The sequence below is a fragment of the Pseudomonas sp. A125 genome (assembly GCF_055409485.1).
The window spans coordinates 154848-168739 of the sequence record NZ_JBUZVP010000010.1 but is presented as its reverse complement, the minus strand read 5'-3'; the positions used below and the strand labels follow the sequence as shown (position 1 = coordinate 168739).

The following is a 13892-nucleotide window of genomic DNA, read 5'->3' as shown; positions in this document are numbered from 1 at the left end:
GAATGTTTTCCAATGTGGTAGCTCTCTACCGTACCCTCGGAGCGCCCACCATTGAGGATGGGGTCATCCGCTATGAGGGGAGGCCAACGCCCGACATTATCGGTGCGTTGCGAATGTGTGATGACCTGCCCGCAGCTTATGGCAAGTTCGAGCATTGCTCTGAAGAAGCTGACTCTCTCGATATTGAGTTTCGCTTGCCATCGAACGAGTCGGGCCGGTTCTACGCGAACTTAGGCGAGTTTGTCGCTCGCAATGGCTCATTGGGCAAGGGCCAATTTCCGAGCAACGTGTACATTGTTGAGCTCAGTTGGGCGGATAGTGATGACACCGAACCTTCGGCGATTAAGGCGCTCAGGCGCGTCTGCCGGATGATCGAGCTGCTTGCACTGCTAGCGATCGGCGTCGACAAAGACAGCAGTCCAGATGGTTATAACCTGTTTTTTGCCTTGCCTCCCGATGGGGCTAAGCCTCCGAGAACTTTTCTGTTGCCTACCCAGGTTGACGTCAAGGTTCTTGACTATGAGCTCAACCACCTGAGTTTGTTGGAAGAAATACTCAATCGAAAAAACGAAAACAAGGCGCACCTCTCCGAACGAAAATTGATGATTCGGATGGCGGTGGCGAGCGTCATCGAGAAGTTTGAGAGCGAGCCGAATCTGTTCTTGGTGATCGTGCGGGAGTGGCGGGAGGTCCTCGCCACGTACCGTGCGAATCTGCAAACCTACGTCTATAGCTTCTCGTTTGAGCGGGCCCGGCGCGAGGTGGCCCAGGCTGAAATCGACTATGGCACTAAGCTTAGTGGAGTACTGGGCGACATCGCGGGCAAGATGCTTGCCCTGCCGATATCGTTAGCGGGTCTGGTCGTGCTGGAGAAAACAACCTCAAAATTCGAAGGTTTTATTCTTGTCCTTGGGCTAGCAGTGGTCTCTGTGGTTCTGCTTGCGATCCTGCACAATCAAATGCTGCAAACAGAGCGCCTGCTACACAGTTTCAATGTCATCTTCGATGATTTTAAGGACAAGATAAAAACCTATCCCCCAAAACTTCAGGGCTTGCTCAGGATCACCATCGACCAGGTCGACAAGCAGGGCCGAACGCTAACCAGGACCTTTCGCTTGCTGAAGGGGCTGTCCTTGCTGCCAATCGTCGGGGCCTTGCTGCTGGCCGCGATAAAATACTGGGATGGTTTCGTATGGCTATTGATGACCATCCTGTCGATCGTGTTTTCCGCGCTCAACGTAGCCCCGAACTTTCTCAGCCCGTAAAGGCTTTGCCTCATTTCTATGGAAAATTTTAAGGTGAAATAGGATTAGTAAGTTCAAACTGTTGAATAATGATCCACGCTGCCTACAATTGATCGAGGAAAAAATTTATGCTCGCAACAAACAGATGGCAGCTGAGCACGCAGCATCCTCAACGGAGCTGGAGCGTGCGGCGGTTTTCATAAAGGCTGCGCTTTGCAGGAAATCTGGCTTATCCCTCGGCCACGTCGTTTTCAATCGCTCAGTGATGAACGTTAAGAGATGAAAACCCACCATTTGAAACTCCTGAGGCCATCACAGTTGGCAGTCAGCAGGAGCTTGCCACGTAGTCTACGTAATGAAGGTCCCGCGTCTTACATTAGCGACGAGAAATCCCAGATGAGCGTTGAACTGAATGAGGAGGATATGCGCTTGGCGCTATTCGGCTCCCCAAAACAATCCGACCCCGTAGTACTCGCAAAGCCGCAGCCGAGTCCAACGTCCCGACTAAACTCTAAACCGCTATCACTGAAGCTGAGGGTGACACTGCACGTTACCAAGGACTTCGAAGGCGACGTGAGCGTGTTCATTTATGATGCGAACACGCTGAGTACTCTTATCGCGGAACAAGAGGCTAAAAAAGAAGCTAAAAAAAAGAAATTCAAATATTTCGATGTGGTCTCGGTCAAACCCATCCAGTAACTATCGTGTCGTTAAAGAGCGTGCTTCATTGCACTGCTCTTGCTCCCTATGCAATACCACTGACCAGCCAGTTGTTTTCTTGCAGACATTCGTTTGCATGTAACTTGACCAGTATGCGCCGTAATAGGGACTGGCTGATAAAGTCCAAAAGCAACAACTCCAGCAGTATTAAAAAATACTCGGTTTTTTGAACAAGCGGATGGGGAACTCCACAACACTACATCCGGAATATTTCCGCTATTGCTATCCCATTTTGGTTAGCGGCCACCGCCTTCCGGGTACAGCTATTACCGCATCCCAACTTGACCGCGGTCACTGCTTGAATCATATAAAGCTGTGTGATGGTCAGATTGGTCAGGTGAGCCAAAAATCTAAACGATCTCGGTTCGACTTCACTGTGACGATGCATCGAGAACTGATTTCAGCTCCTGAGCATGCGCACTTTCAGGTGTGGATTCGTGCTGCTGGTTAAGAGAATTCCTGAGAAAAGCCCTAGTAAAGGTAGAGCCACCCATCGGTTGGGGGCATGCCGCAAAAGTTAATTTTGAAAAAACAGGCGAACATTACAGAATTGTAATTTTTCAATCATCTCCCCGTTATCTTCAAATTGCAACGATACAAGTCGGCGACGATACGGGAGCAGAAACTGCTCCCGTAAACAATAATTCCAGCCGAAGAGCTTTCTAGTTCTGCCGAACCTAAGGAGTGATTAATGGATAACAATACGAAATTTTCGATGGCCGCTTTGGCGTTGGTTGTCAGTTCTGGGCCTTCTATAGTGTTTGCGGAGGAAAAGACTGGGGGGTTTATCGAAGACAGCAGCCTTACCGTGCTCAATCGAAATTTCTACTTCAATCGTGATCATCGTAACGGTCAATCAAGCCCCACGGGCAATGGCTACTCCGAAGCTTGGTCGCATGCGATTATCAGTAAGTTCGAATCCGGGTTTACCCAAGGCACTGTAGGCGTGGGCGTCGACGCTTTCGCGATGATCGGTTTGAAGCTTGATACGGGTGACGGTCGTAACGGCGGTCGTAGTTCATTCGATGTGCTACCTGTCAATGGCGACGGCGAAGCTCGAGATGAATACACGAAAGTCGGTGGCGCGGCAAAAGTTCGCGCTTTTGACACTGTGGTGAAAGTAGGTGATGTATTTCCCGCCAACCCTGTCGTGGCTTCTGGCGACTCAAGGCTTTTACCGGAAAGTTTCCGTGGTGTGACCGCTACCAATACCAGCATCGAAGGGCTGACAGTTCAGGGTGGTCGCCTGCATGCTATGAGTCAACCAGTCTCCAGCAATATGCGCGACAACTTCGCAACCTTCTATGCAGGCCCAGTTAACTCACCTTGGGTCGGCTATTTTGGTGGCGACTACAATGTGAATAAGAATATTATCGTTAGTCTTTACTCCAGTCGTCTCAAAGACGCCTGGAATCAATACTATGCTGGCACCGGGTTGAACTACTCCTTCTCTGATGAGCTTTCCGTATTCGGCGGTGTGAATTACTACAAGGCCGTTGACGAAGGGAAAAAACTGCTGGGCGAGTTCGACAACAATATTTGGAGCGCTAAGGTTGGCGTGAAGTATGGCGCACACTCACTTGCACTTTCTCACCAGCGAAATAATGGTAACGACGACTTCGACTATCTGCGTCAGTCGGATTCCATCTTTCTCGACAACTCAATCCAGTACAGCGACTTCAACTCGCCAAAAGAACGTTCATGGATGGTGCGTTACGACCTCGACATGAGCTCGTATGGTGTACCTGGCTTGTCGTTTATGACACGTTATGGTCGTGGCACCGACGCCGACTACTCCAACGCCAACGCCACATACATGCGGCGCGATGCGGATGGAAACCCGTTGACCGATCAGAAACGTTGGGAGCGCGACATCGAAGTAAAATACGTCGTTCAGACAGGCTCCTTGAAAGATATGTCCTTCCGCTTGCGACAAATGAACACCCGTGCAACCGCGTTTGAGTCTGATTTGGATGAAGTCCGTGTGATCGTTGAGTACCCACTAGCGATTCTGTAATACCTGAACGGGATAATTCGTTCTTCACGAATATCCCGTTTTCGCTAGAAAGATTTCAAAAATGTAATTTTTCAATCATCTTCATGTTAACTTGAATTGCTTATAGTGAGTGGGAGTTAATAGGAATCTAGCTAGCGCATCTGGTTGGAGTCCTATAGACAAGTAGCTAGTATGTGAAAATCTGAAACTCATCGCTGTTCAGTTAAAAGCTCCAAGCTCACCTTTAGAAGCTCCTTTGGAAAAAGGTGAATTTTTAAGACGTCCCTCGGGGCGTCTTTTTTATGACCGTTAAAACACGAGCATATAAAAAACGCCCGATACCTCTAAGTATTGAGGTTAATCGAGCGTTATAAATCCCTCTGACAGCAGCATAGCTGCTAGCCGCCTCGTTTACGACACTCTCCAGCCACAGTGTACCTAATTGTATTTAGCTGTCCTTTTGAATCTTCATAGGTCATTGCGGCGGGCACCACTGCGCAGACTTTTGCAGGCCGCACCACACTGATAACCTTCACAACATCCACCTTCATCCCGTACTCGTATTCTTTCGACACAGGGGCGCTTTTCCCCTGGCTAATTGCATACTGCTCCATGGCTTTAGCATTCGCCACCATCATCTTTTCAAAGGCTTTGTCTCCTCCCCCTTCCGCCAGTACGAGAGAGGATAACGTCAGAGCTCCAGCGAAAGTAATAATACTCATGAACTTCATATTTAGTACCTCATATATTAACTGTTACAAGGATATCAATTCGAACATTGCGATGGCGTGGCGGCTAGGTTACGAATGTGTAATAAAGCCGTAAAAAAAACCGCCGCCGGAAACCGGAAGCGGTTTTTTATACGCAGTACTACTACATTTTACCTGTCTCATCTTTAGCATCACTTGAAACCACGGGAACGCTCTTCCCTTCTCTAGCAACATATGCCTCCATTGCCACATCTCGCGCCGCCATCATTTTTTCGAAGGTTCTGTCCCCCCCACCTTCGGCTAAAGCAACTGAAGAAAGGATTAAAGCACCCGCAAGAGCGCAGATTTGAGCAATTTTCATACTGACACCTCATATAGTTAACGCTAGTAGGGTATCAATTCGAACCTATCAACACGGTGGCGCCAAGATTACAGATTCGTTATGTAGCTCACATAAAAAAGCCCACTATCGAATCTCGATAGTGGGCTTTTAAAACTAAAGAATTATACGGCTTCTATTTTATCGTCTTCGTCTTCGGCTTCTTCCTCGTCTCGGCGGTGCGCCCATTGATAAAGCGCAGGCAATATCAGCAGGGTCAACGCAGTTGAGGATAGGATGCCCCCGATCACCACGGTAGCCAGGGGTCTCTGGACCTCTGCCCCCGTTCCGGTGGCCAGTGCCATCGGAATAAAGCCAAGAGAGGCCACCAGAGCTGTCATCAACACTGGGCGCAAACGGGTAAGAGCCCCTTCATTGATTGCGGAACTCAACGAATGTCCTTCCTCCCGAAGATTGCGGATGAACGCAATCATCACCAGACCATTCAGCACCGCCACGCCCGACAACGCGATGAAACCAACACCTGCCGAGATCGACAGCGGGATGTCTCGGAGCCATAAAGCCATGACTCCCCCCGTCAATGCGAATGGAATACCGGTGAACACCAATAGGCCATCCTTGAGGTTGTTGAACATCATGAACAAGAGTGCGAACACCAAGAGCAGGGCCACCGGGACTACAATCTGTAGTCGCTTGGCAGCGGATTGGAGCTGCTCGAACTGTCCTCCCCAGTTGGTCCAGTAACCGGCCGGGATCTGCACTTCTTTATCAATGGCGCTACTGGCCTCCTGTACAAATGAGCCGATATCACGCCCACGCACGTTGGCGCTGACGATCACCAGACGTTTGCCGTTTTCACGACTGACCTGGTTAGGTCCCAACACTAGATCGAGGCTAGCCACCTCTGAAAGAGCAATAAACCCGATCTGATCGGCATTGGTGTTAAGCAGCGCCGGTACCGGGATTAGCAGTGTGGACAATCCCTCGAGATCCTTACGCATGGCGTCGGATAAACGCACCACCATGTCGAATCGGCGGTCTCCCTCATACATCGTACCGGCTTGACGACCACCGACCGCCACCGCAATGGTGTCTTGTACGTCGCCAACGTTCAGTCCGTAACGGGCGGCTTTGTCACGGTCGATGTTGATGGTCAGTACCGGCAGTCCCGACGTTTGCTCGACTTTGACCTCGGAGGCACCATTGATCTTCTGCATGGACGCGGCAATTTTTGCAGCGGTGCTGTTAAGCACCGCCATGTCATCACCGAAGACCTTGACCGCCACATCACTGCGCACGCCTGAAATCAGCTCGTTAAAACGCAATTGAATAGGCTGAGAAAGCTCATAGTTGCTTCCGGGCATTCCGGCTGTAGCTTTTTGGATATCAGCTACCAACGCCTCTCTGGATTTATTCGGATCAGGCCATTGATTCTTCGGCTTGAGCATCACGTAGCTGTCAGAGATGTTTGGTGGCATTGGGTCTGAGGCAATTTCTGCTGTACCAGTACGAGCAAACATCCGCTTGACCTCCGGTACCTTTGCTAACACAAGTCTTTCCAGACGTTGCTGCATTTCTACCGATTGCGTCAGGCTGGTACCTGGTACACGCAGTGCTTGTAACGCGAAATCCCCTTCACTGAGGCTCGGCACAAACTCGCTGCCCATTCGACTGGCGACCACACCGCACACCGCGATAACGGCTAGTGCTATGGCGAATGCCATTGATCGATGGCCCATGACCCATTCTAGCGCTGGCGCATACACCCGACGGGCGCCACGCATGATGATGTTCTCTTCTTCCTTGACCTTACCGGTGACGAACATCGCAATCGCCGCCGGGACAAAGGTCACCGACAACAGCATCGCGCCGAGCAAGGCAATCACCACAGTAAACGCCATCGGGTGAAACATTTTTCCTTCGACGCCGGTGAGGGCAAAAATCGGTAGGTACACGACCATGATGATCAACTGGCCGAAAATCAGCGGTCGGCGTGCTTCCTTGGCCGCCGCGAACACTTCGTGAAAGCGTTCGGAGCGGGTGAGGATGCGTCCGTGGTGTTGCTGTGCATGGGCCAGACGACGGATGGCGTTTTCGACAATGACCACCGCGCCATCAACGATGATGCCAAAGTCCAACGCTCCGAGGCTCATCAGGTTGGCGCTGACCTTGTTGGTGAACATGCCAGTGAATGTGAATAGCATCGCGAGCGGGATCACCATGGCAGTGATCAGAGCGGCGCGAATGTTGCCAAGGAACAGGAACAGAATCGCGATTACCAGAATCGCACCTTCAATCAAGTTCTTCTTAACGGTGGCAATCGCCTTGTCCACCAAATTGGTACGGTCATAGACGGTGACTGCCACCACCCCTTTTGGCAGTGAGCGGTTGATTTGCTCAAGCTTGCTGGCAACGGCCTGGGCCACGGTGCGGCTGTTCTCACCGATCAGCATGAACACTGTGCCGAGCACCACTTCACGACCGTTTTCGGTCGCGGCCCCCGTGCGCAATTCACGGCCGATGTCCACGGTTGCGACGTTCTTGACGCGGATGGGCGTACCGTCGACGTTGGCCATGACGATATTGGCGATATCGTCGGTGGTCGCTACTTGGCCGGGTGCGCGAATCAGTAACTGTTCGCCACTGTGTTCGATGTAACCGGCACCGACGTTAGCGTTGTTGCGCTCCAGCGCTGTAACAAGGTCAGTCAGCGTAAGCTTGTAAGCCGCCAAGCGTTTTGGATCAGGCGCAATCTGGTACTCCTTGGCGAACCCGCCAATGGTATTGATTTCGGCGACCCCGGGAACATTGCGCAGCTGAGGTTTTATGATCCAGTCTTGGATCACCCTCAGGTCGGTCGGCGTATAGGGGTTGCCGTCCTCCTTGACAGCACCTTCTTCAGCCTCGACCGTCCACAGGAAAATTTCACCCAGACCGGTTGAGATCGGCCCCATGACGGCTTCCACACCCTCGGGCAGTTGCTCCTTGGCCACCTGCAACCGTTCGTTGACCAATTGTCGGGCGAAGAACAGGTCAGTGCCTTCCTTGAAGATCACTGTGACTTGCGACAAACCCGAGCGTGACAGCGAGCGAGTTTGTTCTAGAGCCGGCAAACCAGCCATTGCAGTTTCGATGGGGAACGTGATGCGCTGCTCGGTTTCCAGTGGTGAAAAACCTGCTGCCCCTGTGTTGATTTGCACCTGGACGTTGGTGATATCGGGAACGGCGTCGATCGGCAGCTTCTGGTAGCTGGCTATACCGAGGCCGGCCATGAGGAGAACCGCGAGCAGCACGATGATGCGCTGCTCGATGGCAAATTGGATCAGGCGTTCGAACATGAGAACCTTCTCGTGGAAGTGGCGGATCAGTGGGCGTGTTCAGCCGAGGCTTTACCCAGTTCTGATTTCAGAATGAAACTGCCGGCAGCGGCGACTTGAACACCGGGCTCCAGGCCCTCCGTGATCTCGACCAGACCCGCCGAACGGCCACCTGTCTCCACTGGCTGAGCTTTAAACCCGTCGTCCGTTCGAACGAAAACAGTTTGCTTGTCCTCGACCGTCTGGATAGCCGCTTCTGGTACTGCGACCTTTGTTTGCCGAGTATCAGTGTCAACCTGCACGGTCACGAATAGCCCGGGACGCCATGCACCTTGTGGATTGGCCAAGGTCACGCGGACCGTGGCTGTACGAGTTTGCTCGCCCAACAAACTGCCGACATAGGCCACGGTTCCAGTGACTTCGGCATTCAGTTCCGGCGCACTGACCGTGACCGACTTGCCCACCAGTACCTTGTTTAAATCCTTTGGCGAGACACCAAAGGTCACCCACACACGCGACAAGTCGGAGAGGGTGAAGGCATTAGTGGTTTCGCTGACAACCTCACCGAGGCCCAAGTGTTTCTCAACGACAACCCCGTCAAACGGCGCACGCAATTCATATCGGTTACCCCCGCTGGTGACCGAGCTGCCACTGAGTACGCTGATTTTTTGTCGAGCATTGCTGAGGGCGATTTCGGCTTCTTGCAAAGCCTGGCGGGCTTGCAGGAAATCCTGTTCGGCAGAGATTTTGTCCTGCCATAACTGTCGCTCTCGCTCGTAGGTAGTACGGGCCAACTCAAGACGACGTTGCGCCGCGGCTTGTTCACTACGCTGATCAGAAATTTGTTGGCTGGCGATCACGGCCAGCAACTGGCCTTTTTTCACCGGTTGACCAAGATTGACATGGACCGACTCGACGACACCGGGTACGCGGGGCACCACATGCGCAGTGCGGTCTTCATCAAAACGGATTTCTCCAGGAAAGGGCAATGAAAGGCTAATACTCTGCGCCTTGGCTTCGACCAACTGGATGCCGGCTGAGCTGATCTGCTCTTCGCTCAGAGTCAAGTGACCTTCTTCCGCTTCGCCTTCGGCGTGTTCGCCCTCGGCCGATTTCTTGCCAGTAGTTTCATCGCCGTGATCGTCATGGCCTTTGCCCTCCTGAGCCTGAGCCTGAGCTTCGGCTGAGGGCACCGATGGGCTGCCCATCCACAACGAGCCGATGCCTATACCCACCGTCAAGGTCAGTGCAGTGACGAGAATTAGTTTTTTATCCATGGAAACTCCCTGCGCAGCCCAGTCGGCAGTCACGGATTACCGTGGTATTGCGATGCTGAGCAGCGGTAAAAAAAGCGTTATATGAAATTCACGGAGTACGAGTGAGAAGGGCGACATCTCCGAAAATTCGCTCGATGCGCACCCAGGCGTCTGTCGCCTCGGCGATAGCCTGGATGTATTGCGTGCGGGCGCTAATCAAGGTGCGCTGAGCATCGAGTACGTCGAGGAAGTTAAACTTGCCCATTTCGAAACCTCGGGTAGCGGTGTCGACGGCACTTTGCGCGGCAGGCAGGATGGTTTGATTGAACGACGCGACTTCAGTGTTAGCCGTCATCCACTGATCCAGGGTGGTCTGGATTTCTGTGCGCAGGCGTAACTCACTGGCGTTACGAAGGTCGCGGGCTTGATCGGTACGGCGGGCAGCGGCTAGTACGTTGCCCTGGTTACGGTTAAACAATGGGATGGGCATAGACAGCCCCACAACATTCACCCGCTCGCGCTCGCGCTCGTCGTATTGGCTCCCGATACTCACGGTGAGGTCGGGAATTCGCTGAGCCTTCTCCAGGCCAAGGGAGGCTTCCCGCTGATCTATTTGCAGTTTTGCCAATCGTAGCTCCGCGGTTTCACCTATGCGATTAAGCAGCAGTGACGAATCCGGTACGGTTGGCATCGACCGGCCTGGATCACCCACAGACACGAATGCAGGCAAAGGCGCGCCCATGACCTGAGCGAGTCGCTGGTAGGCACTGGCCTCATCCCGCTCAGCCCGCCTCAGCTCCAGACGCACTTCTGATAGCTGAACCTCTGCGCGAGTACCTTCAACGGGTGAGGATTTACCACTCTTGATGCGACCTTGAGCTACACGCAAACCGCGCTCGGCGAGCTCAAGTGATTGACGTGATAACAGCAGCCTTTGCTGAGCCGTCGAGGAGCTGTAAAACGCCTGAATGACATCGGCACGCAGAACATTGCGTTTGCGTTCCAATTCAATCCCGGCCGCGTCTTGAGCTCGACTGGCCACCTCGATCCTAGCCCCGCGCTTACCGCCAAGCTCGATCGGCTGGTTGATCATTACCGTCGTAGTGCGCGAGTTTCGCCGAGTATCTTCAGCCTCCCAGGAAACCTCAGGGTTAGGGATCAACCCTGCCTGCTGTCGCTCTCCCTGAGCAATACCAGTCTCCCATTGAGCGGCCGCCAGATCAGGGTTATTGGCAAAAGCAGTTTCAAGCGCCTGATCCATTGTGAGCATTTGAGCGGTCGCCGCAAACAAAGGACTAGTAAAAAGCGCAAGGATCGAAATGAGACCTGCTCTTAGCATGGTCTTATGCGTGATTGGGTGAGCAATAAACTTTCTACACCGAAGTAATTCCATCATTCCTTAAACCTTTAAAACAAAAAGAATTTCCCATGAGGCAAATGTAATTCTCCGCACCTATCAACAAGGTGACTGAAAAATTACAAATACGTTATCCAGCGGAAAAACCTCAATTAATGCATTAGGATGAAGTCAATAAGTGCTCGCGCCAAGAAACAACCCGAAACAAAAAAGGGGCGCCGAACCTAATACTTTGGGAGGTAAAGGAAACATGACGAACCTTGCAAAGCTTTAAAAAGACCATATTGCGAATAAAATTAAAGATGTAGCCAGAATCGAAACGTTTATACAGATTAATAATGCCCTTAAACCATGTTTAACGAGCATCAAATCATTCCGATACATTTACCAGAGGGTGAAATCCTATGCGAATCCTTGTGATAGAGGACGAGCTGAAGACTGCTGAGTACTTACATCAAGGCCTGACTGAAAGTGGCTATATTGTAGACTGCGCATCGACCGGGGCTGATGGACTCCATCTAGCACGTCAGCAAGCTTATGATCTGGTAATACTAGACGTAAATCTACCTGAAATTGACGGTTGGGACGTTCTTGAAAATATTCGGCAGACTAGTAGCACTCGGGTAATGATGCTGACTGCAAGAGGGCGTCTGGCAGACAAAATCAAAGGATTGGATTTGGGAGCCGATGATTACCTGGTCAAGCCATTTGAATTCCCTGAGTTGCTTGCAAGAGTACGCACTTTAATGCGTCGCAGCGAACATATTCCAGTTCCGGAGGTATTAAAAGTCGCTGACCTTGAACTTGATCAAGGCAGACATCGCGCATTCCGCGGAAAGCAACGCATAGATCTGACGACAAAGGAGTTCGCGCTGCTTCATCTGTTGATGCGTCAATCAGGAGAGGTGTTATCTCGCACTCAAATTATCTCTTTAGTGTGGGATATGAACTTTGACTGCGACACAAACGTTGTCGAAGTTTCGATACGAAGATTGAGAGCAAAAATAGATGATCCATTTGAAACAAAATTAATACATACCCTTCGTGGCGTAGGCTATGTATTGGAGGCGAGGAAATGAAACCGGTCAGCCTATCGATGCGGCTGGGGTTGACAGTTAGCATTATGGGAGCGGTACTAGTAGTGCTTTTAGCGATACTAGCTTTTTTAGCGCTTACTCACGAACTTGATTCGCGCGCAAAAAATAGCTTAGAGAAGAAGATGAGTCAGATTGAGCACAGTCTACTGATGGATATTAGTACCCGCGACATGAGTTTAAAACCACACGTGCTATTAGATCAAGTGCTGGGACACGACAATCTTAACCTGACCATCTTTGATGATGACAACATGAGTGAACCTCTGCTGAGTTTTGGAGCAGATATACCTGAAGTATCTACGAATCAAGCCGGAACAGCCGCCAGTAATAAGCTGTCGTACTATTCCCCAGCCGAAGAGTCCGGAATCCACATCCTCACCGCCTCTAAGCTCATGAAATTAAAGGATGGTGAGTTCGTATCGGTCCTACTGTCTATTGATCGCTCGAATGATGAAACGCTATTGAGCGCCTACCTGAGTTCGACCATTGTAGCGGTTCCACTGTTGCTGATTCTGATTGGTATCAGCGCCTGGGCTATTGTGCAACGTGGCTTATCCCCCCTTCGGGAATTCCGGAAAGTTGCAGCAATGGTGTCGGCCCAGGATTTAAGTCATCGACTCTCAGTTGTCAAGATGCCCCAAGAACTCAGTGAGCTTGCTCACGGTATAAACTTCATGCTGCACCGTCTTGACGGCGGAGTTCAACAACTATCGCAATTCTCTGATGACTTGGCGCATGAGCTGCGGTCACCGATTACGAACCTTATGGGGAAAGCTCAGGTAACACTTTCTCGAGAACGCCCGGCAAAAGAGTACAAGGCTGTTTTAGAGTCATGCACCGAGGAACTAGGACGAGTCACCAGAATTGTTTCAGACATGCTTTTCTTGGCCCAAGTTAGTCATCCGGCCGCACTCGTGCCGTTTGAAAGCATTTTACTAGAGGATGAAGCCCTAAAAGTCATCGACCTTTTTTCGCTATCGGCTGAGGAAAAGAGCGTTGGTATAACTGTCAGCGGATGGGGTAAAGTTTTAGGTGATCGGCTCATGATTCAACGGGCTATTTCCAATCTTTTATCAAATGCCATTCGTCACTGCCCAGCAGGGCAGTCCATTGCTATAGCGATTGAAACGCAATCTGAAAAAGTCTCCCTATCAATAAGCAATCCTGGGGTAGGAATTGAGCACCAGCACTTGTTTCACATTTTCGATCGCTTCTATCGTGTGGATAACAGTCGCTCACGAGCTGAAGGTGGTACTGGATTAGGGTTGGCCATTGTCCGATCCATCATGAGCCTGCACCAGGGAATGGCAGAGGTCCAAAGTATGCCGGGCCATCTGACAGTTTTTCAACTTACATTTCCAAAATATAATGCACAAAGCAACTTAAAAGCCCAAAAACAAAAGTAGTGATTTTAGTAAAGCCGTAACTAAAATCACGATAAACAATAGTCCAAAAACGCGAATCCGAAAATGCATAGAGCATAGATAGCGCGGGGTACTTAAAAATCGCAAAGCGAGATCAACTCCCCTTGGTACATCCTGCCAGTCTCCCCAAAAAATGCGTGCAGCATTAAATTGACTATCTGCGCCGTAACACTTCGAAACGATTCCCCATAGATATCAGCCGAGCGGAGCTTGGCTTCTGGCTGAAATAAATGTACGGGAGTCGCGCATTAACATGCCTGCGACATATAGTCGCAAATACTTTTATCGTAAAATGTCCTCCTCCTGTTGACCCTGTAGCAGCTTCAGGCTTGATACTGATCACTTGAGCAATGCGCGGTTTTGAGATTTTTATGATCGAATAGTTCTACATCATTTCTTAGTCGGGCACTTAAATAAACTTCGAAATTTTA

General features: G+C 50.9%; 10 protein-coding genes. 5 read left to right on the top strand and 5 right to left on the bottom strand.

The window, feature by feature from the left end:
* Window positions 1-2 precede the first annotated feature (2 nt).
* From ACZRN6_RS15900 to ACZRN6_RS15890, 3 genes are all read left to right on the top strand, one after another.
* Window positions 3-1265 (top strand): hypothetical protein, encoded by a 1263-nt coding sequence (locus tag ACZRN6_RS15900; protein WP_115146710.1) that lies wholly within the window; start codon window positions 3-5, stop codon window positions 1263-1265.
* A 375-nt stretch (window positions 1266-1640) separates the two neighbouring features.
* The gene (locus ACZRN6_RS15895; RefSeq protein WP_045061356.1) at window positions 1641-1943 is read left to right on the top strand and encodes a hypothetical protein; all 303 of its coding nucleotides are present in this window, start codon (window positions 1641-1643) and stop codon (window positions 1941-1943) included.
* 712 nt (window positions 1944-2655) lie between these two features.
* Complete coding sequence (locus tag ACZRN6_RS15890) at window positions 2656-3981, top strand: OprD family porin (RefSeq protein WP_045061357.1); 1326 nt, start codon at window positions 2656-2658, stop codon at window positions 3979-3981.
* A gap of 377 nt (window positions 3982-4358) precedes the next feature.
* Here the strand turns inward: ACZRN6_RS15890 and ACZRN6_RS15885 are convergent, their stop codons facing one another.
* The 5 genes from ACZRN6_RS15885 to ACZRN6_RS15865 form a co-directional block, all read right to left on the bottom strand.
* Window positions 4359-4691: a DUF2790 domain-containing protein gene (locus ACZRN6_RS15885; protein ID WP_017341680.1), complete on the bottom strand. Its 333-nt coding sequence runs from the start codon at window positions 4689-4691 to the stop codon at window positions 4359-4361.
* A gap of 142 nt (window positions 4692-4833) precedes the next feature.
* The gene (locus tag ACZRN6_RS15880) at window positions 4834-5031 is read right to left on the bottom strand and encodes a co-regulatory protein PtrA N-terminal domain-containing protein (RefSeq protein WP_017341679.1); all 198 of its coding nucleotides are present in this window, start codon (window positions 5029-5031) and stop codon (window positions 4834-4836) included.
* A 143-nt stretch (window positions 5032-5174) separates the two neighbouring features.
* Window positions 5175-8348 (bottom strand): CusA/CzcA family heavy metal efflux RND transporter, encoded by a 3174-nt coding sequence (locus tag ACZRN6_RS15875; RefSeq protein WP_045061358.1) that lies wholly within the window; start codon window positions 8346-8348, stop codon window positions 5175-5177.
* A 26-nt stretch (window positions 8349-8374) separates the two neighbouring features.
* Window positions 8375-9604 (bottom strand): efflux RND transporter periplasmic adaptor subunit, encoded by a 1230-nt coding sequence (locus ACZRN6_RS15870; RefSeq protein WP_045061359.1) that lies wholly within the window; start codon window positions 9602-9604, stop codon window positions 8375-8377.
* A gap of 88 nt (window positions 9605-9692) precedes the next feature.
* Window positions 9693-10979, bottom strand: a complete 1287-nt coding sequence (locus ACZRN6_RS15865) for a TolC family protein (protein ID WP_152644308.1) — start codon at window positions 10977-10979, stop codon at window positions 9693-9695.
* Window positions 10980-11344: 365 nt separating this feature from the next.
* Between ACZRN6_RS15865 and ACZRN6_RS15860 the strand changes: the two genes are divergently transcribed.
* Window positions 11345-12019 (top strand): heavy metal response regulator transcription factor, encoded by a 675-nt coding sequence (locus ACZRN6_RS15860; protein ID WP_045061360.1) that lies wholly within the window; start codon window positions 11345-11347, stop codon window positions 12017-12019.
* Window positions 12016-13443: a heavy metal sensor histidine kinase gene (locus ACZRN6_RS15855; protein ID WP_045061361.1), complete on the top strand. Its 1428-nt coding sequence runs from the start codon at window positions 12016-12018 to the stop codon at window positions 13441-13443. The genes ACZRN6_RS15860 and ACZRN6_RS15855 overlap by 4 nt, the downstream gene beginning before the upstream one ends.
* Window positions 13444-13892 lie beyond the last annotated feature (449 nt).

What these genes read in the sequence shown, in the direction of transcription:
- ACZRN6_RS15900 (WP_115146710.1), top strand. Translation starts at nt 3, where the DNA reads ATGTTTTCCAATGTGGTAGCTCTCTACCGTACCCTCGGAGCGCCCACC.
- ACZRN6_RS15895 (WP_045061356.1), top strand. Translation starts at nt 1,641, where the DNA reads ATGAGCGTTGAACTGAATGAGGAGGATATGCGCTTGGCGCTATTCGGC.
- ACZRN6_RS15890 (WP_045061357.1), top strand. Translation starts at nt 2,656, where the DNA reads ATGGATAACAATACGAAATTTTCGATGGCCGCTTTGGCGTTGGTTGTC.
- ACZRN6_RS15885 (WP_017341680.1), bottom strand. Translation starts at nt 4,691, where the DNA reads ATGAAGTTCATGAGTATTATTACTTTCGCTGGAGCTCTGACGTTATCC.
- ACZRN6_RS15880 (WP_017341679.1), bottom strand. Translation starts at nt 5,031, where the DNA reads ATGAAAATTGCTCAAATCTGCGCTCTTGCGGGTGCTTTAATCCTTTCT.
- ACZRN6_RS15875 (WP_045061358.1), bottom strand. Translation starts at nt 8,348, where the DNA reads ATGTTCGAACGCCTGATCCAATTTGCCATCGAGCAGCGCATCATCGTG.
- ACZRN6_RS15870 (WP_045061359.1), bottom strand. Translation starts at nt 9,604, where the DNA reads ATGGATAAAAAACTAATTCTCGTCACTGCACTGACCTTGACGGTGGGT.
- ACZRN6_RS15865 (WP_152644308.1), bottom strand. Translation starts at nt 10,979, where the DNA reads ATGATGGAATTACTTCGGTGTAGAAAGTTTATTGCTCACCCAATCACG.
- ACZRN6_RS15860 (WP_045061360.1), top strand. Translation starts at nt 11,345, where the DNA reads ATGCGAATCCTTGTGATAGAGGACGAGCTGAAGACTGCTGAGTACTTA.
- ACZRN6_RS15855 (WP_045061361.1), top strand. Translation starts at nt 12,016, where the DNA reads ATGAAACCGGTCAGCCTATCGATGCGGCTGGGGTTGACAGTTAGCATT.